A 21,470-nucleotide genomic window follows, 5' to 3' on the forward strand; every position below is an offset into this window, starting at 1 on the left:
CTTTGTTTTTGCGCGGGCGCGGCTCGCGGCGACGGCGCGCCGCCCTGGCCTACAATAGCGGCATCGCTTTTCCCGCCCCGATCATGTTCGCCCGACTCCCGCTCTATTTGCGGCTCGTCCGCATGGACAAGCCGATCGGCAGCCTGCTGCTGCTGTGGCCGACGCTCAACGCGCTGTGGATCGCCTCGGACGGCCATCCGCCCCTCTCGCTGCTGATCATCTTCACGGTCGGCACCGTGCTGATGCGCTCGGCGGGCTGCGCGATCAACGACTACGCCGACCGCGATTTCGACCGCCACGTCAAACGGACGGCCGAACGCCCCATCACGTCGGGCAGCATTCGCGCCTGGGAAGCGGTGGCGATTGCCGCGGGCCTCGCGCTCGTGTCGTTCCTGTTGATCCTGCCGCTCAATGCGCTGACGAAGCAGCTTTCGGTCGTGGCGCTGTTCGTAGCGGCGTCGTATCCGTTCACCAAGCGCTTTTTCGCGATTCCGCAGGCGTATCTGGGCATCGCGTTCGGCTTCGGCATTCCCATGGCATTTGCCGCCGTGCAGGACCACGTGCCGGCGCTCGCGTGGATCATGCTGGCCGCGAACGTGTTCTGGTCCGTGGCCTACGACACCGAATACGCGATGGTCGATCGCGACGACGACATCAAGATCGGCATTCGCACCTCGGCGCTCACTTTCGGCCGCTTCGACGTGCTCGCGATCATGCTCTGCTATGCGGCCACGCTCGGCATTTACGTGTGGGTGGGCGTGACGCTGGGCTTCGGCTGGCTCTACTGGCTCGGCTGGGCGGCCGCCGTGGGCTGCGCCATTTATCACTACACCCTCATCAAGAACCGCGAACGCATGCCGTGCTTCGCCGCGTTCCGCCACAACAACTGGCTGGGCGGCGTGCTGTTCGTCGGGATTGCTGCCCATTACGCCGTCGCGGGACTCTGAGGCGAGATCGATGAAAAAAAGCGCCGGGTGCATGACGCACCCGGCGCTTTTTCTATCTGGACTGCGGTGCGCTTACTGCTTGCCGAATTCCTCGCCCATTTCCTTCGCGCGCGCATCGGCCGCGAGCGCGCCCTTGACGATGGCGGCCTTCACGCCCGAAGCGTCGAACGATGCCAGCGCGGCGGCGGTCGTGCCGCCCTTGGAAGTCACGCGCTCGCGCAGCACGGCGGGCGGCTCGTCCGATTGCAGCGCGAGTTGCGCCGCACCCGCGAATGTGGCGATGGCGAGCGCGCGGCCTTGCTGCTCGTCCATGCCGAGCTGGCGCGCCGCTTCTTCGAGCGCTTCGATGAGGTAGAACACGTAGGCCGGGCCGCTGCCCGAGATGCCCGTGACCGCGTCGATCTTCGCTTCGTCGTCGAACCAGACCGTTTGGCCGACTGCGCCGAGCACATCCGAAGCGAGCTGGCGGCCCGCTGCGTCCACGCCGCTGCTCGCGACGAGACCGGTAGCGCCCATGCCGATCAGCGCGGGCGTGTTCGGCATCGTGCGCACGACGCGCGCGTGGCCGTTCAGCCAGCGGGAGAGATCGTCGATGCGAATGCCGGCCATGATGCTGATGACGACCTGATGCGCACCAAGGTACGGTGCGATGCCTTCGGCCACGGCCTTGGCGATTTGCGGCTTCACGGCGATCAGAACGGCGTCGTACGACGCGAGCGCGGCGTCCGCGGCGGCGCCGGTGCGCACGCCGAACTGCTCGGCGCTGCGCTTGCGGGCGTCCTCGTTCGGATCGATCGCGTAGAGGTTGTCGGCGGGAACGCCCTTGCGGATCAGACCGCCGATGAGTGCGGCGGCCATGTTGCCGCCGCCGATGAAGGCAATTTTCATGGTGATGGAATCGTTCAGTGAATCAGTGAGAGTAGTCGCGCGCGCCGAAAATCGCGGTGCCGACGCGCACGATCGTCGCGCCTTCGAGCACCGCGGCTTCGAGGTCGGCCGACATGCCCATGGAGAGCGTGTCGAGCGCGAGGCCATCTGCGCGTAGCGCTTCGAACAGCTCGCGTAGCTGGCGGTGCGGCGCGCGTTGCCCCTCGAGTGAGGTTTCCGGCTCGGGAATCGACATGAGCCCGCGCAGGCGCAGGTTGGGCAGGGCGGCGATCTGGCGCGCGACCTGCCGCGCTTCTTGCGGAGTGACGCCGCTCTTGCTGGCTTCGCCGCTCACGTTGACCTGCAGGCAGACGTTGAGCGGCGCCATGCCGGCGGGACGTTGCGCCGACAGGCGTTCGGCAATCTTCAGACGATAGACCGAATGGACCCAGTCGAATCGCTCGGCTACAGGGCGTGTCTTGTTCGATTGGAGCGGCCCGATGAAATGCCATTCCATGCTCGCGCGCAAGTCGGCGAGCGCCTCGATCTTGTCCACGGATTCCTGCACGTAGTTTTCGCCGAACGCGCGCTGGCCGACAGCGTGAGCGGCGCGCACGTCTTGCGCAGGAAACGTTTTCGAAACCGCGAGCAGCTCGACGCTTTGCGGGTCACGGCCGGCGTTGCGGGCGGCGGCGGCAATGCGCTCGCGGACAGCTTCGAGATTGTGGGAGAGATCGGTCATCGGGCTGAACGCCGGCGCGTGAAATGGCGCGCGCCGCTGTTTGGATCCAAAACGAACAGAACGAGGGCCATTATACGGACTGCGCACGGCGCGAAACACTGGCCGGAAAGGCTATACCGAATGGCCGACTGTTGGCGCGCCGCGCGTCTCGTTACGCTGGTTCTGTTCCCGATGGACTCAATTCGTCACCAGCATATGTTCGACCAGCTCAATCCAGTGCGTGACCGGAATTGCCGTGCCGCTTTGCAGGTGCGTAATGCAGCCTATGTTGGCGGAGACGATCAATTGCGGCTCCAGCGCCTGCAGCCGGTCCACTTTCTGGTTGCGCAGCGTGTAGGAAAGGCGCGGCTGCATGATCGAATAGGTGCCCGCGGAGCCGCAGCAAAGATGGCTGTCGGCCGGCAACCGCACATCGAGCCCGAGCGCGGTGAGCAGCCGTTCCACGCCGCCGCGCAACTGCTGGCCATGCTGCAGTGTGCAGGGCGGATGCCACGCTACCGTCTTGATGCTACGGCGCCTCGTGTTGGCCACGAGCTGTTCCTCGAATGCGGGCAGCAATTCCGAGAGATCGCGGGTGAGTTCGACCACGCGGCGCGCCTTCTCCACATAGGCCGGATCGTCGCGCAGCAGGTGCGCGTATTCCTTCACCGTCGCACCGCAGCCCGAGGCGTTCATCACGATCGCTTCCGCGCCTTGCTCGATGTACGGCCACCAGGCGTCGATGTTCGCGCGCACGTCGTCGAGCGCGTCATCGGCGTAGCCCATATGCAGGCGGATCGCGCCGCAGCAGCCCGATTGCGGCGTGACGATCGTTTCGATGCCGAGCGCATCCAGCACGCGCGCGGTCGCGATGTTGATGTTGGGCATCATCGAGGGCTGCACGCAGCCTTGCAGCATGAGCATCTTGCGCGCGTGCTTCGCCGTGGGCCAGGCGAGCGAGCGCTGGCGCACGGGCACCTTGTCGCGCAGGCGCTTGGGCAGAAGCGGCCGCACCTGCTGGCCGAGGCGCATCGCCGGCGTGAAGAGGGCGCGGCGCGGCAGCACGCCCGCGAGCAGGCGGCGCATGATGCGCTGGCGCAGCGGCCGCTTCACCATCTGTTCGGCATGCTTGCGGCCTACTTCCACGAGGCGTCCGTACTGCACGCCGGAAGGGCAGGTAGTCTCGCAACTGCGGCATGTGAGGCAGCGGTCGAGGTGCGTGAGCGTGCTCTTCGTGACCGGCGCGCCTTCCACCATCTGCTTCATGAGATAGATGCGCCCGCGCGGGCCATCCAGTTCGTCGCCGAGCAACTGATAGGTCGGGCAGGTCGCGGTGCAGAAGCCGCAATGCACGCACTTGCGCAGGATCGCGTCGGCTTCGTCGCCGTCGGGGGTGTTGCGTATGAAGTCCGCGAGGTTCGTCTGCATCGCCGCGTGTGTCGTCAGAAGTCGGAATACAGCCGGCCGCGATTGAAGATGCGGGCCGGGTCGAAGGCGGCCTTCAGGCCGCGATGGATCCTCATGAGCGGCGCGGGCAAAGGCGTGAAGATGCCCGCGCTGCGATCGTAGTCGCGTCCCGTGCGGAACATCGTGGCGTGACCGCCGGCTTGCTTCGCGCTGATACGCACGGTTTGTGCGTCGGTTTCCGTGATCCACCAGCGCTGCGCGCCGCCCCATTCCATGAGTTGCGCGCCGGGCAATTGCAGGGGCTCCGCGATCGAGGGCAGCGCGAGGCGCCAGAGCGCCGCGTTGGGCGCAATCGACGCAAAGAACGGATCGGTCTGCTCGCGCAGGCCCGCCCAGAAGCGTTCGGCCTCCACGGCGTCCACCACTTCGCCGCCCAGGCTCGCGCGGGCCGTCTTCACCGCGGCTTCCGCGCCCGCGAGGCGTACCGCGAGCGTGCCGTTGCGCCAGGCGCTCGCCGTCATCGGCAGCGGGCGGCCGCCCCATTCGTTGAGCTTGCGCACGGCGTCCGTGCCGTTCATGTCGAACTTGAGCGTGGTTTCCGCTTGCGGCGTCGGCAGCACCTTCACCGAAAGCTCCAGCAGCAGCCCGAGCGTGCCGAGCGAGCCCGCCATGAGCCGCGAAACGTCGTAGCCCGCCACGTTCTTCACGACCTGGCCGCCGAAATGCAGCACCTCGCCGTGGCCGTTCATGAGCACCGCGCCCAGTACGAAGTCGCGCGGTGCGCCCGCGCTCGCCCGCCGCGGCCCGGCAATGCCTGCGGCAATGCAGCCGCCCAGGGTGGCCTGCGCGCCAAAGTGCGGCGGCTCGAACGCGAGCATCTGGCTGTGGGCCGCAAGCGCCGTTTCAATGTCCGCAAGCGGTGTGCCGGCGCGCGCCGTGATCACCAGTTCTGCCGGGTCGTACGCGATGATGCCGCGGTGTGCGCGCGTGTCGAGAATCTCGCCTTCGAGCGACTGGCCGTACCAGTCCTTCGTGCCCCCGCCGCGAATGCGCAGCGCCCGGCCATCGGCGCTCGCCGCCCGGATGCGTTCGGACCAGTCCGAGACGATGTCGTCCTCTTCCATGTCGTGATGGTCGCGCTCGTTCGTTATATGGTTCGTTCGATTGTACTGAGCGAACCCCGCCTGACAACCCGGAGCGGACCCTCATTCGGGTCACGCGATATGCATAGACTGCGCGGTGCCGGGTGCGTGTTTGCGCGTCCGTCAGAAGCGCGGCAACTCGGGGTGTGGCAGCAGATTCCCGCGCACATGCATGCGTCCGTACTCGGCGCAGCGCGCCCGGGTGGGGATCCCCTTGTCGGGGTTGAGCAGCCTGGCCGGGTCGAACGCGTGTTTCACCGCATGAAACGCGTCGCGCTCCTGCGGCGAGAATTGCACGCACATCGAATTGATCTTCTCGATGCCCACGCCGTGCTCGCCCGTCACGGTGCCACCCAGTTCGACGCAGGTCTCGAGAATATCCGAGCCGAAAGCCTCTGCGCGGTGCCATTCGTCGAGGTCGTTGCCGTTGAAGAGAATGAGCGGGTGCATGTTGCCGTCGCCGGCATGGAACACGTTGATGCAGCGCAGTCCATACTGCTTTTCCATCTCGTGGATGCGCGCGAGCAGCGGCCCGATCGCGCGGCGCGGCACGGTGCCGTCCATGCAGTAGTAGTCGGGCGAGATGCGGCCCGCGGCCGGAAACGCATTCTTGCGGCCCGACCAGAAGCGCAGGCGTTCTTCCTCGGTGCGCGAGATCTGGATGCGCGTGGCGCCATGCTCGCGCAGCACCGTGGTCGTGCGCGCAATCTCGTCGGCGACTTCCTCGGGCGTGCCGTCGGCTTCGCACAGCAGGATGGCGGCGGCGTCGAGGTCGTAGCCCGCGTTCACGAACTCCTCCACCGCGCGCGTGGCCGGCTTGTCCATCATTTCCAGGCCCGCCGGAATGATGCCGGAGGCGATGATGCCCGCGACGGCGTCGCCGCCTTTCACGACGTCGTCGAAGCTCGCCATGATGACCTGCGCGGTTTGCGGGCGCGGAATCAGTTTGACGGTCACCTCGGTCACGATCGCGAACATGCCTTCGCTGCCGATCATCACCGCGAGCAGGTCGAGGCCCGGCGCATCGGGCGCGAGCGAGCCGAATTCGACGATCTCGCCGTCCATCGTGACGGCGCGCACCCGCAGCACGTTGTGCACCGTGAGGCCGTACTTCAGGCAATGGACGCCGCCGGAATTCTCCGAAACGTTGCCGCCTATCGTGCAAGCGATCTGCGACGAAGGGTCTGGCGCGTAGTAAAGGCCGAAGGGCGCCGCCGCTTCGGAAACGGCCAGATTGCGCACGCCGGGTTGCACGGTGGCCGTGCGCGCATAGGAATCGACTTCGAGAATGCGCTTGAAGCGCGCGAGCGAAAGCACGATGCCATGCCGGATCGGCATGGCGCCGCCCGAGAGGCCGGTGCCCGCGCCGCGCGGCACGACCGGCACGTCGAGGCGCCGGCAGATCTGCACGATGCGTTGCACCTGCGACTCGGTCTCCGGCAGCGCCACGGCGAGCGGCAGCCGCCGGTAGGCGGCGAGGCCGTCGCACTCGTAGGCGACGGTGTCCTCCTCGCGATGCAGCAGGCAATGCGCCGGCAGCACGGCCATCAACGCCTGGACTACCTCGCGCTGGCGTTGCGCGAGCGCTACCGGGCTCAGCTCGGGCAAGTTCGCCTCGGGTGCGTTCATGTCTCCTCCCGTCTGTTGCGCATGTGTGCGCTTCTCAGCGCTTGTCGGTTACACCGCCCAGCTGAAGATCTTGCCCGGATTCATCAGGTTGTGCGGATCGAGTGCGTGCTTGATCGCGCGCATCGTGTCGATGGTGTCCGCGCCGTGCTCTTCCACGAGGAAATCCATCTTGTGCAGGCCCACGCCGTGTTCGCCCGTGCAGGTGCCGTCCATCGCGATCGCACGCTGCACGATGCGGTGATTCAGGCGTTCGGCCTCCTCGATTTCCTCGGGCTTGTTCGGGTCGATCAGGATCGCCACGTGGAAATTGCCGTCGCCCACATGGCCGACGATCGGGCAGGGCAGCGGCGAGGCTTTGAGGTCGGTTTCCGTCTCGATCACGCATTCGGCGAGGCGCGAGATCGGCACGCATACGTCGGTCGTCACGGCGCGGCAGCCGGGCTTGAGCTGCAACATCGCGAAGTAGGCGTTGTGGCGCGCGTTCCACAGGCGGCTGCGGTCCTCGGGGCGCGTGGCCCATTCGAAGCCTTCGCCACCGTGCTGCGCGGCAAGCTCTTGCACGAGCTGCGCCTGTTCCGCGACGCCCGCCTCGGTGCCGTGAAATTCGAAGAAGAGCGTGTGCTTCTCGCGCAGCGTGAGGTTCGAATGCTTGTTGATCGCGCGCACCGCGAGCGAGTCGATGAATTCCACGCGCGCGATCGGCACGCCGATCTGGATCGTCTCGATCACCGTGCGCACGGCCTCCGCCATCGAAGGGAACGCGCACACCGCCGCCGAGACTGCCTCGGGCTGCGGGTAGAGTCGCACCGTGATTTCGGTGATCACGCCGAGCGTGCCTTCCGAGCCGACGAAAAGGCGTGTGAGGTCGTAGCCCGCCGACGACTTGCGTGCGCGCGTGCCGGTTTTGACCACGCGGCCGTCGGCGAGCACGGCGGTCAGGCCGAGCACGTTCTCGCGCATCGTGCCGTAGCGCACGGCGTTGGTGCCCGAGGCGCGCGTGGCCGTCATGCCGCCGATGCTCGCATCGGCGCCCGGATCGATCGGGAAGAACAGACCCGTGTCGCGCAGCGCTTCGTTGAGTTGCTTGCGCGAGATGCCGGGCTCGACGGTCACGGTGAGATCTTCGGCGTTGATCGAGAGCACGCGGTTCATCTGCGAGAGGTCGATCGACACGCCGCCCTGCACGGCCAGCAAGTGACCCTCGAGCGACGAGCCGTTGCCATAGGGAATGATCGGCACGCCGTGACCGGCGCACAGCTTGACGATGGTCTGGATATCTTCGGTGCTCTGCGCGAACACCACGGCGTCGGGCAGTTGCGGATCGAAGGGCGATTCGTCGCGGCCGTGATGGGCGCGTACGGCTTCGGAGGTGGAGACGCGTTCGCCGAACGCGCTGCGCAGCTGATCGAGGAGTTCGGCGGGGAACGGGCGGCGTGCGAGGGCCGGCGGCGCGGGGTGATTCACGCGGGTGTCTCCTTCGTATGGGTATGACTTCTGGCTCAGACCATTTTACGCTGAACATCCGCGCCGCAAAGCCGCGCTCCGTATGCTGCAGTGCACGAAACCTATAATGGGGCCGGCAGGTGTGGACGCCGTACCCGGCGCCGGGTGCGCGTGATGCGCGACCTGCGCGAATTTACAGCTTTGGAGAGCACCAGATGGGCAATCGCCTGAGCAAGATTGCAACGCGCACCGGCGACGACGGTTCGACCGGCCTCGGCGACGGCAGCCGCGTACGCAAGGACGACGCGCGCATCGTCGCGATCGGCGACGTCGATGAGCTGAACTCGCAGATCGGCGTGTTGCTGTGCGAAACGCTCCCCGATGATGTGCGCGGGGCGCTCGTCGCAATCCAGCACGACCTGTTCGATCTCGGCGGGGAGCTGTGCATGCCGGGCCACACGCTCGTGACCGACGAACACCTCGCGCGGCTCGATGGCTGGCTCGAGCACTACAACGCCACGCTGTCGCCGCTCAAGGAATTCATTCTCCCCGGCGGCTCGCGGGCGGCGGCGCTCGCGCACGTGTGCCGCACCGTGTGCCGGCGCGCCGAGCGCGCGGTGGTCGCAGTGGGCGCGTCGGCGAACTCGGGTCCGCTGCTCGCCGATACGCCTCGCCGCTACGTCAACCGGCTCTCCGACCTGCTCTTCGTGCTCGCGCGCGTGCTCAACCGGGCCGCGGGCGGCAGCGACGTGCTCTGGCGGCACGACCGGGGCGCGGGCAAGCGCGAGTAAGGCATAAAAGGGCGCGAGCGCGCGGCGCCGTCCGGCCGACGTGCGCTCCGAGGTGGCGTCTAGCGTCCAACCGCACCGCCATCATCCGAAAAAGACTGTTTCCCGCACCGCAAAAACCCCGCCGAAGCGGGCTCCACGGCCATGCGCCGCGCGTCCCGGGCGACCGCAGTCGGGAAATTGCTGGGTGCGACAAAATGCCTGGGTCGGGCTGTCGCATTAAAGATGTATCGTGTGTGCATCTTTATCACGGAGAAGCCGTAAATGACTGCGCTCACCGCCGACCAGATGGCCCGCGTGAAGGCCACTGCGCCTGTTTTCGCCGAGCACGGCGCCACGATCACCAAGCATTTCTACAAGCGGATGTTCGCCGCGCACCCCGAGCTCAAGAACATCTTCAACCAGACGCATCAGCAAAGCGGCAGCCAGCCCGAAACGCTCGCCCGCGCGGTGTACGCGTACGCGGCGAACATTGACAATCTGGGCGCGCTCGGCGGCGCGGTCACGCACATCGCGCACAAGCATGCGAGCCTGAACATCCGTCCGGAGCACTATCCGATCGTCGGCCGCCATCTGCTCGGCGCAGTCGTGGACGTGCTCGGCGACGCCGTGGACCAGCCCACACTCGACGCCTGGGCCGTGGCCTACGAGCAGCTCGCGAACATCATGATCGGCACCGAGGCGAAGCTGTACGAAGGGGCTTCGTGGAGCGGCTTCCGTCCGTTCAAGGTGATGCGCAAGCAAGTCGAAAGCGACGAGATCACCTCGTTCTATCTCGCGCCGGCCGACGGTGCATCGGCAGGCGGCTTCGAGCCGGGCCAGTATGTGAGCGTCACGCGCTTCGTCGACAAGCTCGGCGTGGACCAGCCGCGTCAGTACAGCCTCTCGGACGCGCCGCACGGCAAATGGCTGCGCATCTCGGTGAAGCGGGAGGCTGGCCGCGGCGAAGCGCAGCCGGGCCACGTATCGAACCTCATGCATGACGGCGTGGAAGAAGGCGCGGTGGTGCACGTGAGCGCGCCGATGGGCGAGTTCACGCTCGATCGCAAGAAGACGTCGCCGGTCGTGCTGATGAGCGGCGGTGTGGGCATTACGCCGATGAAGTCGATGCTCTCCACGCTGATCGCCGAGCGTAGCGAGCGCAAGGTGACCTTCGTGCACGCATGCCGTAACGCGAAGGTGCACGCATTCCGCGACTTTCTGCGTCACGCGGTCTGCGAGTACCCGAACGTCAAGCGTGCCGTGTTCTACGAAGAAGTCGGTACAAACGACCGCCAGGGCGTTGACTACGACTTCGAAGGGCGCATCGATATCGGCCGCATCGAAGCGGATGCGTTGCTGCCCGACGCCGATTACTACCTGTGCGGCCCCGTGGCATTCATGCGCGAACAGCGCGAGGCGCTGATTGCCCGCGGCGTCGATGCTTCGCGTATCCACACGGAGATTTTCGGCTCCGGCATGCTGTAACGTTGCACACGAGGCGTGCCGAAATTACACGCTGAGTACGCCGAATGAAAAAGACGCCGCGCGTAAGCGCGGCGTTTTGCGTATGCAGCGGTAAAACATGTATCGAATTGCGACCGGGATCACTCACCCGAAGCCCGCCGGTTCACGGCGCGATACCCCGATGGCGAAATCGAGAGCCTGCGTCGGAAGATCCGCGCAAGACGCTCGCCGCGCGGCACGCCGCAGCGTTGCGCGATCTCGTCGATGGGAAGATTGGTTTGCGCGAGCAGGAGGCAACTGGCATCGAGCCGGGTACGCAGCAAATATTCGGACGGCGTGAGTCCCGTTTGCGTCTTGAAGTGGCGCAGGAAGTTTCGCATGCTCATCTGCGCGACGCGCGCCGCATCGGCCACCGAAATCGGCTGATGGTAGTTCTCGCGCAGCCAGTGCGCAGCCGAACTGATCTTGCCGTTCGCGCTGTCCGCTTCGCCATCGTCGAGCATGGGGCCGAGCCGCTCCCACGAGCCCGGCATCGAGTCCTCGGAGACGCGCTGCGCGAGCGCCACGCCGTGATTGCGCTTGACCACCTTGAGCGCGGCGACGAGCGCCTCGGAAGGCGTCACGACAGAAGCGCCGGCGTTGCGCGCTTCCAGCGCCCGGCGTAGCCGCTGCGCCGAGCTTGCCGTATTGCCGCCCGTGCGCAGGAAAGGCACATCGGCGGCGGCGAGTACGGCGCGTCCCTCGCCGAGTGCGCGGATGATTCGCACTTTCGGTGCGAGCATCTGCAGCCGCGTGATGAGCCGCGCGTTGTCGCGCGCTTGCATCGCACCAGGGCCGCCGGCGATGAACAGGGTGTCGAAGCCGCTGCGCAGCGGGCCATGCAGGCTCTCGGACCATATCCGCAGGCCGCAGCCGCTGGCCACGTTGCCGCCAGGCTCGGAAAGCATGACGATCGAATAAGCAGGAAGCGTGTCGGCGCAGGCATCGTTCGCGAGACGAAACACATCGGCGAGCAAGGTCACATCCCCGAGCGGGAAGCCCTCGAAAACCAGGATGCCGATGCGTTTGGCCACGTGTCCGAACTTCAAGTGAGCGCCGCGCGGCTGGAAAGCGGCTTGCCGGCAGACCACCCTGTCGATATACATGGCCGGTTCCTCGCGCAGAAAGGATTCGCAGGAGTACGTTGCGCTTTTGCGCCGCGTGCCCTGATCCGGCTGAGTGGGGCTGTTACATGCGGTCACATCACGCTCTCGGGATTCATGATAGGCCCGTGGGGTGCTGACGCACGCCGCAGTCTGAAAATGCCGAGAACTTGGCAGAATGGCTCGGTATGGTGGGCAAGGCGGAGCGGTCCTGGCGCGGCGTTGCACCGGGCTCCGCGGGCACATGCAAGCGTGCGGCGTGAGCTTGATGAAAGCCGCGTGGACCATGCATGAGACGCGCGTGTGCCTGCCAGTTGGCCGTTTTCAACAGAAATATTGTTTCGTATTGTTGTGCACGTCGGCGCGCGTGAGTAGCTCTTCGGGCCAGAGCCAAGCGTACTGGCTATGCTGGTCGAAGCGCCCAACGGGTACCGTGCTATCCAGCATGAACGCATAGGCAAGCACCACATAGTGCGTGCCGATGCCGTTCTCCGCCGCGAAGTTGTCGGGATAGTGGTGTTCGTATACGCCGACGAAGCGAGCTGCGGAGCGTTGCATGCTCGCAATGCCGAGTTCCGTTTCGACGATGCGGGTGAATGCAGCGTCCAGCCGTTCGTCCTTGCGGATGCGTCCGCCCGGAACGAACCAGGTGCCGCGTGCGGGGCGGTTGCGACGCTGGCCCACAAGCACGCGGCCGTCGGCGTCGGCGACGATCAGGTCCATCGCGATGAGCGGTGCGAGCCGCACCACCTCCAGGAATTCTGTAGGCGACAGCATGGACGAGCGTATCCGCGGGGTGTCGGTCGTTTCGATTAGATGGTCCGAAGCGCAGTCGCTGCGCACACGGCGCGTGTGAAGCACGCGGCACGTTCATCAGCAGTCTAGGCGGCTCAAAAACGCGTTGCACTGTCCAGAGCCGCCTAAGTCTCGCTATCGTGGGCCAAGATGCGAGCCCTGGCCCTCGCCCTCAAGGCTTCGGCGCGACGTAGCCCGCAGGCGTGACGGCATTCGATCTGGCGATCTCGGCGTTGTCCGACACTACGTATACAGGCGATTCGGTCAGGCGCAGCGGGAGCATGCCGTCGTTGTAAGTCATGGTGGTCGGGTTCCCCATCATGTCGAACACGCTTACCTTGCCCGAGCGCCCGCGCGCGTCCACCTGAAGCGTGTAGTTCGTCGCGCGCGTCGCGTCGTACCCGGTCTTCGCGCTCCAGCGCGCGTTGTCGTGGCTCCACAGCGCCGTGATTGCCTTGCCGCCGCCCGGACGCGCGAACGCGTAGGCGTAAACGCCTGCGGGCGTGCCCCGCAACGGCCCGAGTGTATACGTACCGTCGATCAGCCGCGTCATGGTCGCGACCGCAAGCGCGGCCGGCTTCGGGCTGATGTTCGAGGCGCCGTACATGCCCTTCGGATGCTCGAGTTCGAAAAACACGCCGTAGCCGGGTGTCGTCTCTGGCATGTCCGCGCCATAGAAGATGAACGTCGTGTCCGCGCCTTCGCCCAGCAGGATCAGATGCGAGCGCGCGACGACCGCGCCCTGCGCGTAGAGCGTTTGTGCGTCGGGATAGTTCGCTGCGTAATTCGTACCGATGTCGTAACTAATACCCGTTTCGGTCACGACGAGCGGGGCGCCCGGCTTGAGCAGGTCGCGCATCGTCGTGCGCAGCTCGCGCATGGCTTCGGGTAGCGAAAGCGTGCCTCTTTCGGGGGCGCCATACAGACGCTCCGGCGGATGCGAAGGGCTAGTGCCGAAATCGTAGTAGCCGTGGATCGTCACGCCATCGAGATATTTAGCAATCCCAAGCGGTGCGAACTTCTTGAGCCACTCGGTGTTGCCCTGCACGCCTGCATAGGTCGGGCCCATCACGATCGCCGCCGGGTCGGTGGCGTGTATGCCCTCGTAGACGGTCTTGTAGAGATCGACGAAATGCGCGTCCGTATCTTTCCATGGCAGCCCGCCGTCCTTGTCGGGCTCCCACGTGACCTGATAGTAGTCGTGCGTCTGGCGCGGGAAGACGCGTGCCCGGATGCGCGCGGACTCCGCGCCTACGCGCGACATGTATTCGCGCAACTGGGGTAAGGACGAAGGCACGTAGCTGTGGGTCTCTTCGCCGTTCGGACTCGCCCACCCGGGAAAGCCGTCGAGCGTGATCAACCGCATGATGTCGCCGGGCTTGAACTGTAGATCGAGCTGGGGGGAGGCCGCGTCGAACGTATTCGGACCCTTGGGTTCCATGACGTACCAGCCCCGCTTGTCGTTGGCCCACGCCAATCCCAGGTCGGTGTAGAGCGGACGCAGGCCATCACCGCCGCAGCAGTGCTGTCCGGGCGCGATATATGCTGAGCCTTGGCCACCGAAGCGGTGCAGGTCCTGGCGCGCGAAGGTGGGTGCGGGAAGTGCTGCACTCACGTCGGGCAGCAGGCCGAACGTGGTGATTCCGGCCGGCCGGGTGCCGCGCTGGGGCAAACCCGTAGAGGGCTGCGAAGCCAGCGACGCCGAAAACGCGAAGTAGCCCGCCTGCGGCAGCGTGCAGGTGAGCGACGTGACGCGCGGGCCGGCTGCCACCGTGAAATTGCCGCTTGCTTGCGGGCGGCTCCAGGTATCCGTGATCTGCCATTGCACCTTGTCGTCGCCCGTCGCGCGTGTGGTCACATCGATACGCACGCTCTTGCCGCGGGGAAAGAGGCGTGTGCCGTCGCTGCCGGGTGTATCGGCGGAGATAGGATCGTCGCCCGTGTCTGTTGCCATGCGGCTGGCCGCGCTCCTGCAAACGGGCGCGTCGGCGGCGTGACAATTCAGCACCGGGAGCAGCACGCCGAGGACGCTGAGCACGAGCGTGGCGGCCGGCACCCATGAAAAAGCGCGCGATCCGCGCGCCGGAGGAGGGTTCACAAGTGCAGATGCAAGGGCTGGTCGCAATGTCATTGGCAGGTTCCTCACAGCATGAAAGGGTAAGACTAGTTGTTCGAGCAAGTCATTTGACGCCAGCCTCCAGGCATTGTGCGCAATTTCTCCGGGAAGCGGCGCGACGGAGTTGTGCAGTGCTCGCGGAGCCCGATCATATAAAGCGGCTTTTTGTGAATTTTTTTATTGTGCGGCGCAAACAGGATTTAACGGGTTTAAAATGCGCCTGGCATGCTCGAAATCGGAACTCAAAGCTTCTTAAACATCATTTAATCAGACGAATAGACGCGCGGTCTTTAATTGCCCGTTTCGCTTCCATCCCGTGCGTACGCATCGATCGGAAGGCGTCAAACGATTTTGTAGTAACAAAGGCGAATATACCTGCCTGTAACGGTTATCAGGCACTTTTGGCCAATTCGATGTAATCGAACCAATTGCCTTTCACGTAGTTTGCTTTTTGTCATTTGATTTGGCGCCCAACCATCTAATCGGTCCTCGACCGGACTAAATGCGCCAATGTCTCGCCAGTTTCGGTCAGTCATCGTTGCGGGAATTTTTCTCTGCCTATGATGCACTGCACATGGAATGCTATCGAAATGCTATTACCGGGACTTTTCGCTTGGTACGGGGGATTGTTTAGGGGAAAAGCATGGCGTACGCAAGTCTGGATTTGCCGTCGTTCAGTCGCCCGCATCTAGTCACCGCGGGCATCAGTCGAGAGGTGCGTCATATCGCAATTCTGCTGTTCGATGGTTGTTCGCTCCTCGGCGCCGGTATCGTGGCTGAAGTGTTTCATGTAGCGAACGAGCTCTCGACAGACACCGCTCGTAGTTCGCCTTACGATGTAAGCATCCTTTCGGCCGACGGCGGCAACGTGACGTGCTCGTCGTCGGTACGGGTCTGGACAGATGGACTCGATGCGCGCCACTACGTCGGTTTCGACGCGCTGTTCGTGGCGGGTGGAAAGGGTGCCTTCGCGGCCGCCAACGACGAACGTCTCGTCGCATGGTTGCGTCGCGTGCATGCGAATACCGGCACTATTCGTCCGATTGGTGAAGGCCGTTCACTGCTCGAAGCAGCGAGTCTGTGCGGCCAGCGCACGCAGCACGAGTTCGGCTCGTATGCGATGCAAACGGGACGCGAGGAAGCGGGCGGTGACGCCGGCGACCGGCTCGAGTCGATGAAGAGCGCGCTCACGCTGGTCAAGCGAGACCTGGGCGTGGATGTTGCGCGCGCGGTGACTGAGCGGCTCATGCCCGATTCGGGCGGCAACCTGTTGCCATTCCTCGGCGATGCGCTGGGTAGTGCGCCAGCTGACAAAGTGCGTGCAGCTGCGCGCTGGCTGCAGGAAAACTGTCAGCGGGCCATTTCGATAGCGGACGCTGCGCAGGTTGCCGCGATGAGCGAGCGTAACTTTCTGCGCCGCTTCAAGCTCGAGATGGGCATCACGCCATCTGATTACTTACTGCATGCGCGGCTTGCGATTACCTGCAGCCTGCTCACCGATTCGGAATTGCCGGTCGACAAGATCGCGCGCCGCACCGGCATGGGCAATGGCGATCGCCTCGCCAAGATCTTTCGCAAACGCATGATGATTTCGCCCACCGAATACCGCGAGCAAAGCCGCCGCGAGGCCGGCGTCGCTGTATCGTAACGCCGCGGTAACAACGGTCGCACTTCGTTACAAACGGGGTCGCTGTTCGCGACCCGAGGTGATCCTGCCCGATATGAAGGAGTCCGAAGATGAATGAAAGGTCATCGATTCACGAAGGACAAAGTCAGGCCCGTGCGCAAAGCGAGCCGCGTCCAGCGCGCGAAGACGCCACACCTTGCACGCGCATCGTGCCCGTGGTACTGGCGGGCGGTTCCGGTACCCGCTTGTGGCCGATGTCGCGCGAACAATTCCCTAAGCAGCTAATTGGTGTGGTGGGCAGCGATACGCTGCTGCAGGCAACTGTGCATCGCCTCGACGGCTTTTCGTCAGAGTGGGAGGTCTCGAGTTCGCCAATCGTCGTATGTGGTGAAGAACACCGCTTCGTGATCGTCGATCAGTTGCGTGCATGTGGCATGGACGCGCGGCTCGTCGTCGAGCCGGCGCGGCGCGACACGGCGCCGGCGCTCACGCTCGCTGCGGCGCTTGCGTGCGCAAACGGCGACGACGCGATTCTCATCGTCATGCCGTCGGACCATGCGATCGCCGACGTGGACGCCCTGCAGCGCGCGCTCGAATGCGCAGCGCGCCACGCGCAGCGCGGCGCGATCGTCACGCTGGGCGTGCCGCCGCGTTCGCCTGAAACGGGGTTTGGTTACATCCGCGTCGGCGAGGCGCTTGCCGACGGCGCGCATCGTATCGACGGTTTCGTCGAAAAGCCCGCGCCGGAACTCGCTACGCAGTACATCGCGCAGGGCGGCTACTGGTGGAACAGCGGCATCTTCGTGATGCGTGCGAGCGTGTGGCTCGATTCGCTGCGCGCGCTGCAGCCCGATATGCATGCGGCGTGCCTTGCCGCGTTCGTCGATGGCCAGCAAGACGGCCCTGCGTTCCGACCGGCCGCCGATGCCTTCAAGCGTGCCCCGTCCGACTCGATCGACTACGCGGTCATGGAGCGGCTGTCGGCCAGCAACGGCTGGACGCCCGAGGGCGTGGTGGTCGCGCTCGACGCGGGCTGGTCCGACCTCGGCTCGTGGGACGCCGTATGGGCGGCAATGGAAAAGGACGAAGACGGCAACGTCGGACGCGGGCGCGTGGTATTCGAAGGAGCGGTCGCGACTTACGCGCACTCCGACGGCAGGCTCGTGGCTTGCGTGGGCACGTCCAACCTCGTGGTGGTCGAAACGGCAGATGCGGTGCTCGTCGCCGACCGCTCGAAGGTGCAGGACGTGAAGGGGCTGGTTGCACGAATCAAGGCGGAACACGCGCCCGAGGCGGCGTCGCATCGCAAGGTGCAACGTCCGTGGGGCTTTTACGATTCGATCGATTCGGGGGAGCGCTTCCAGGTCAAGCGCATCGTCGTCACGCCGGGCGCACGGCTCTCGCTGCAACTGCATCACCATCGCGCCGAGCACTGGACGGTCGTGCGTGGCACCGCGCTCGTCACTCGTGGTGAGGAATCCTTTCTTATGACGGAAAACGAGTCCACTTACATTCCGCTCGGTGTGCGTCACCGGCTGGAAAACCCGGGCAAGGTGCCGCTCGAAATCATCGAGGTGCAGTCGGGAGCGTATCTGGGAGAGGACGACATCGTTCGTCTCGACGATACGTACGGCCGCTGCGGTTGAGGCTGGCGGCACGGCTTGCAGGGAGAGAAAAAAGGGAGAAAGCATGCGCGAGCTACAAAACTTGATGGCGAGAGTGCTCGACGTATCTGCCGTAATGATCGGCGCGAGCGTGGCTTCGGAGATCCGCTTCGAAGATATCGTGCCGCGTGGCGTGAACGAAGCTTTCGTGCTGCTCTCCGCAGCCTTCGCGCTCGTGATCTTTCCGGCGTTCGAGCTTTACCAGTCGTGGCGCGGCCGCTCCAAAGCGTTGCTCGCGGGTCAGGTGTCGCTTGCCTGGCTCGTGGTGCAGGGTTGCGCACTGATCTCGATGTACTCGACGATGCACCATGTCGATGTCGTTTCGCGGCTGTGGTTCGCTTACTGGACTGCGCTTGCAGGCGGCTTGCTCATTACGTGGCGAGTTTTCGCGCACGGTGTGCTTGCGCACATGCGGCGCGCGGGCATGAACCTTCATCAGGTCGCCATTGCAGGTTCCGCGTCGCAGTGCGACGAGATTGTGCGGCGCATCGATGCGGAGCCGGGCTCCGGTTTTCGCGCGAGCGCGCTCTACAACACGATGCCGCAATCGGCGCGACCCGCGAGCGAGAAATACGCGCAGGTGTGCGAGACGATCGAGGCGTTTGCGCAGCACATCCGTGAGCATGACGTGCACGAATTGTGGCTCGCCCTTTCGCTTGCGGAGGAGCGCACGGTGGTGCGGCTCGTCAGCGAGTTTCGCAACGACCTCGTGAACATCCGCTTCATTCCGGATGTGCGCTCGCTGGCGCTGTTCGATACCAGTACGGTGATCGAGTTGCTCGGCGTGCCGGCGATCAACCTCGTTGCCTCGCCGCTGCCCGCGAGCGCGCAGTTCAAGAAGGCGTTGTTCGACCGCGTGTTCGCAGCGCTTGCGCTCGTGAGCCTCATGCCGCTTCTCATCGGCATTGCCATTGCGGTGAAGTGTTCCTCGCCGGGGCCGGTGCTGTTCAGGCAGCGACGCAAGGGCGCCGATGGCCGCGTGTTCACGATCTATAAGTTCCGTACGATGCGCGAGCACAAGGAGGCGCCCGGGACGGTGAGTCAGGCGACGCGCCACGACCCGCGCGTGACACGTCTCGGAGCGCTCCTGCGCCGCACGAGCCTCGATGAATTGCCGCAGTTCTACAACGTGTTGCGCGGCGACATGTCGGTGGTCGGACCCCGCCCGCATGCGCTCGAGCACGACGATCTCTATCAGAGCGTGGTGAAGGGTTACATCCATCGCTATCGCATCAAGCCCGGCATTACCGGCTGGGCACAGGTCAACGGATTTCGCGGCGAGACCGATCGCCTCGAAAAGATGGAAATGCGCGTAGCGCACGATCTTTATTACCTTGGCCATTGGTCGTTCTGGCTCGACATGCGCATCATCGCGGCCACGATCATTCACGGTCTGGTTGGCCGCAACGCGTATTGAGCGCAGCGGCGCATTCGAGCAAGCATCACCAGCAAGCAACACCAGGTTTCGGGAGAAGCAAGATGGCGATGAATTATGACGGCGCTTACTATGGCGCAGCAGGCGCCGACGAGCGATACCTAGGCGATTACCTGCAAACGATGGTGGCGAACTGGCGCGCCATCGCGATCGTGACGCTTGCCGTCACGCTGCTCGGCGCAGCCTATGCGTTTCTCGCCACGCCGACCTATCGGGCCGACGTGCTGTTCCACCTCGTCGACAAGGGCGACGCCAGCAAGAAGGAAAGCAGCCTGCCGCCGCTCACGGGCATGTTCGACGAGAAGTCGACCGCAAACGGCGTGATCGAAATGCTGAAGTCGCGCAACGTGACCGAGGAAACGGTGCGCAAACTGCACCTCGATATTTCGGCGCGGCCGCGCGAAATGCCCGTGATCGGCGGCATGCTCTCGGGCATCATGAGTGCGCCCTGGGCGCAGCACCTGCCCGGGTTCCTTCGGCCATCCGGCTACGCCTGGGGCGGCGGCGACATCAAGGTGTCGCGCTTCGATACGCCCGAGGCGATGTATGAGCGCGACTTCACGATCGTCGCCGGCGAAGAGCCCGGCACCTTCACGCTGCGCGACCCCGACGGCATTCCGCTCCTGCAGGGCCGCGTGGGCGAGGACGTGAGCGCGAACACGTCGGTCGGGCCGATCGCGCTGCACGTCGACAGTTTGAGCGGGCCGCCCGGAACGCCTTTCCTGCTCACGCGCGCCTCGACGCTCACCACCGTCGACCGGCTGGAGAATTCGCTGCAGATCCAGGAGGTCGGGCTGCAGTCCGGTGTGATCCGCGCGAGTCTCGAAGGCCACAACAGCAAGACGACGGCTGCGATCCTCAACAACGTGGCGCACGAGTTCATCAAGCAGGACATCGCGAGCCGTTCAGCGGAAGCGGAACACATGCTCGCGTTCCTCGACGATCAGCTGCCGCAATTGCGCTCGCAGGTCGATGCCGCCGAGCAGAAGTACAACAAGTTCCGTAACGAGCACGGCACCGTCGATCTCGGCGAAGAAAGCCGGCTGCTGCTCCAGCAGGTGAGCGACAACAAGATCCGTCTCGAAGACCTGCGGCAGCAACGCGCGGAACTCGCGCAGCGTTTCACCGAGCATCACCCGGCCGTTCAGGCGCTCGATGCGCAGATCGGCACGCTGCAAGCCGCACAGTCGCAACTCACGCGTAATGTGGCGCAACTGCCGGATACGGAACAGTCCGCCGTGCGGCTCTTGCGCGACGTGCATGTGAGTACGGAGCTTTACACGAGCCTCCTGAACAGCGCCCAGCAACTGCGTGTGGCGCGCGCGGGCCAGGTGGGCGACGTGCGCGTGGTCGATTTCGCCGAACCACCGGATGATCCCGTGCGTCCGAAGAAGCTGCTCGTGATCGCGATCGCGATCGGTGCGGGGCTCGTGCTGGGCGTGCTCGTCGCGTTCGTGCGCAAGTCGCTGTACGGCGGTGTGGAGCGTCCGGACGAGCTCGAAGCCGCGCTTGGCGTGCCGGTCTTCGCCGTGGTGCCGCGCAGTCCGCAGCAGCTGCGGTTGCAGCATCACGTGTCGTCGCGCCGGCGCGGACTGCACGTGCTCGCGCAGCAGAATCCGCAAGACGTCGCGGTGGAAGGCGTGCGCAGCCTGCGGACTTCGCTGCAGCTCACGCTCAACGACGCGCGCAACAACATCGTGATGCTTACGGGCTCACGGCCCGACATCGGCAAATCATTCCTCTCGGTCAATCTCTCCGCGCTGGTCGCCTCAGTGAACAAGCGCGTGCTGATCGTCGACGGCGACATGCGGCGTGGCGACGTGCACTCGCACTTCGGCATCGTGCACCAGCCGGGTCTCTCCGACGTGTTGCTCGGCGCCGATCTGGACCAGGCGATCCAGCACGAGGTGCTGCCCGGGCTCGACGTGCTCGCCAAGGGCTCGCTGCATTCGCATCCGTCCGAACTGTTGATGAGCCCACGCTTCGAGTCGCTGCTCGAAGAACTGGGGGCGCGGTATGACCTCGTGATCGTCGACACGCCGCCGGTGCTCGCGGTGACCGACTCGACGGTCATCGGGCGCTACGCGGGTACGACACTTCTCGCAATCCGCCATGGCCGCCACCCGATTTCGGAGCTCGAGGAAACGGTCAAGCGCCTGCGCATCGGCGGCGTGAATCTGCGTGGCGTGCTGCTCACCGACGTGCCGAAGACGGGCGCGTTCATCGGCGGCGGGTATCGCGGCGGTTACTACGGTTACGAAAGCATTGCAGGGTAGCAGCAGGTTGGCAGGAGATCCGCGG

General features: G+C 65.0%; 16 protein-coding genes. 7 read left to right on the forward strand and 9 right to left on the reverse strand.

The window, feature by feature from the left end; all coding sequences use genetic code 11:
* Positions 1-83: 83 nt before the first annotated feature.
* Positions 84-947 (forward strand): 4-hydroxybenzoate octaprenyltransferase, encoded by an 864-nt coding sequence (gene ubiA / locus AB4Y36_RS18360; protein WP_368683750.1) that lies wholly within the window; start codon positions 84-86, stop codon positions 945-947.
* Between the two features lie 72 nt (positions 948-1,019).
* Here the strand turns inward: ubiA and proC are convergent, their stop codons facing one another.
* From proC to AB4Y36_RS18390, 6 genes are all read right to left on the reverse strand, one after another.
* On the reverse strand, positions 1,020-1,835 hold the full coding sequence (gene proC / locus AB4Y36_RS18365) for a pyrroline-5-carboxylate reductase (protein WP_368683751.1): 816 nt from the start codon (positions 1,833-1,835) through the stop codon (positions 1,020-1,022).
* Between the two features lie 22 nt (positions 1,836-1,857).
* Positions 1,858-2,556: a YggS family pyridoxal phosphate-dependent enzyme gene (locus AB4Y36_RS18370; RefSeq protein WP_368683752.1), complete on the reverse strand. Its 699-nt coding sequence runs from the start codon at positions 2,554-2,556 to the stop codon at positions 1,858-1,860.
* Positions 2,557-2,733: 177 nt separating this feature from the next.
* Positions 2,734-3,963: a glycolate oxidase subunit GlcF gene (glcF, locus tag AB4Y36_RS18375; RefSeq protein WP_368683753.1), complete on the reverse strand. Its 1,230-nt coding sequence runs from the start codon at positions 3,961-3,963 to the stop codon at positions 2,734-2,736.
* Positions 3,964-3,977: 14 nt separating this feature from the next.
* Positions 3,978-5,066 carry a glycolate oxidase subunit GlcE gene (gene glcE / locus AB4Y36_RS18380; RefSeq protein WP_368683754.1) on the reverse strand — a complete coding sequence of 363 codons (1,089 nt, stop codon included), beginning with the start codon at positions 5,064-5,066 and terminating at the stop codon, positions 3,978-3,980.
* A 141-nt stretch (positions 5,067-5,207) separates the two neighbouring features.
* Positions 5,208-6,713, reverse strand: coding sequence for an FAD-linked oxidase C-terminal domain-containing protein (locus AB4Y36_RS18385; RefSeq protein WP_368683755.1), 1,506 nt, complete (start codon positions 6,711-6,713; stop codon positions 5,208-5,210).
* A 48-nt stretch (positions 6,714-6,761) separates the two neighbouring features.
* A complete protein-coding gene (locus AB4Y36_RS18390) occupies positions 6,762-8,177 on the reverse strand; it encodes an FAD-binding oxidoreductase (RefSeq protein ID WP_368606754.1) in 1,416 nt (471 codons plus the stop codon).
* A gap of 194 nt (positions 8,178-8,371) precedes the next feature.
* Between AB4Y36_RS18390 and AB4Y36_RS18395 the strand changes: the two genes are divergently transcribed.
* Together AB4Y36_RS18395 and hmpA are read left to right on the forward strand one after the other, a co-directional pair.
* Positions 8,372-8,947, forward strand: coding sequence for a cob(I)yrinic acid a,c-diamide adenosyltransferase (locus tag AB4Y36_RS18395; protein WP_368606753.1), 576 nt, complete (start codon positions 8,372-8,374; stop codon positions 8,945-8,947).
* Positions 8,948-9,208: 261 nt separating this feature from the next.
* Positions 9,209-10,411 (forward strand): NO-inducible flavohemoprotein, encoded by a 1,203-nt coding sequence (gene hmpA / locus AB4Y36_RS18400; protein ID WP_069267812.1) that lies wholly within the window; start codon positions 9,209-9,211, stop codon positions 10,409-10,411.
* Positions 10,412-10,530: 119 nt separating this feature from the next.
* Here hmpA and AB4Y36_RS18405 read toward each other — a convergent pair whose 3' ends face one another.
* From AB4Y36_RS18405 to AB4Y36_RS18415, 3 genes are all read right to left on the reverse strand, one after another.
* A complete protein-coding gene (locus tag AB4Y36_RS18405) occupies positions 10,531-11,535 on the reverse strand; it encodes a helix-turn-helix domain-containing protein (protein WP_342947677.1) in 1,005 nt (334 codons plus the stop codon).
* Positions 11,536-11,856: 321 nt separating this feature from the next.
* Positions 11,857-12,309, reverse strand: coding sequence for a GDP-mannose mannosyl hydrolase (locus tag AB4Y36_RS18410; protein WP_342947678.1), 453 nt, complete (start codon positions 12,307-12,309; stop codon positions 11,857-11,859).
* A gap of 190 nt (positions 12,310-12,499) precedes the next feature.
* Positions 12,500-14,281, reverse strand: a complete 1,782-nt coding sequence (locus AB4Y36_RS18415) for a hypothetical protein (RefSeq protein ID WP_368683756.1) — start codon at positions 14,279-14,281, stop codon at positions 12,500-12,502.
* An 805-nt stretch (positions 14,282-15,086) separates the two neighbouring features.
* Here AB4Y36_RS18415 and AB4Y36_RS18420 point away from each other — a divergent pair.
* From AB4Y36_RS18420 to AB4Y36_RS18435, 4 genes are all read left to right on the forward strand, one after another.
* A complete protein-coding gene (locus AB4Y36_RS18420) occupies positions 15,087-16,091 on the forward strand; it encodes a GlxA family transcriptional regulator (protein ID WP_028202002.1) in 1,005 nt (334 codons plus the stop codon).
* An 89-nt stretch (positions 16,092-16,180) separates the two neighbouring features.
* Positions 16,181-17,716 carry a mannose-1-phosphate guanylyltransferase/mannose-6-phosphate isomerase gene (locus AB4Y36_RS18425; RefSeq protein ID WP_069267808.1) on the forward strand — a complete coding sequence of 512 codons (1,536 nt, stop codon included), beginning with the start codon at positions 16,181-16,183 and terminating at the stop codon, positions 17,714-17,716.
* Positions 17,717-17,759: 43 nt separating this feature from the next.
* On the forward strand, positions 17,760-19,151 hold the full coding sequence (locus tag AB4Y36_RS18430) for an undecaprenyl-phosphate glucose phosphotransferase (RefSeq protein WP_069267807.1): 1,392 nt from the start codon (positions 17,760-17,762) through the stop codon (positions 19,149-19,151).
* A gap of 62 nt (positions 19,152-19,213) precedes the next feature.
* Entirely contained in the window at positions 19,214-21,445 is a 2,232-nt protein-coding gene (locus AB4Y36_RS18435) for a polysaccharide biosynthesis tyrosine autokinase (protein WP_069267806.1), read from the forward strand.
* Positions 21,446-21,470 lie beyond the last annotated feature (25 nt).

The sequence above is a fragment of the Paraburkholderia sp. BR10936 genome (assembly GCF_040965735.1).
Classification (GTDB): domain Bacteria; phylum Pseudomonadota; class Gammaproteobacteria; order Burkholderiales; family Burkholderiaceae; genus Paraburkholderia; species Paraburkholderia nodosa_A.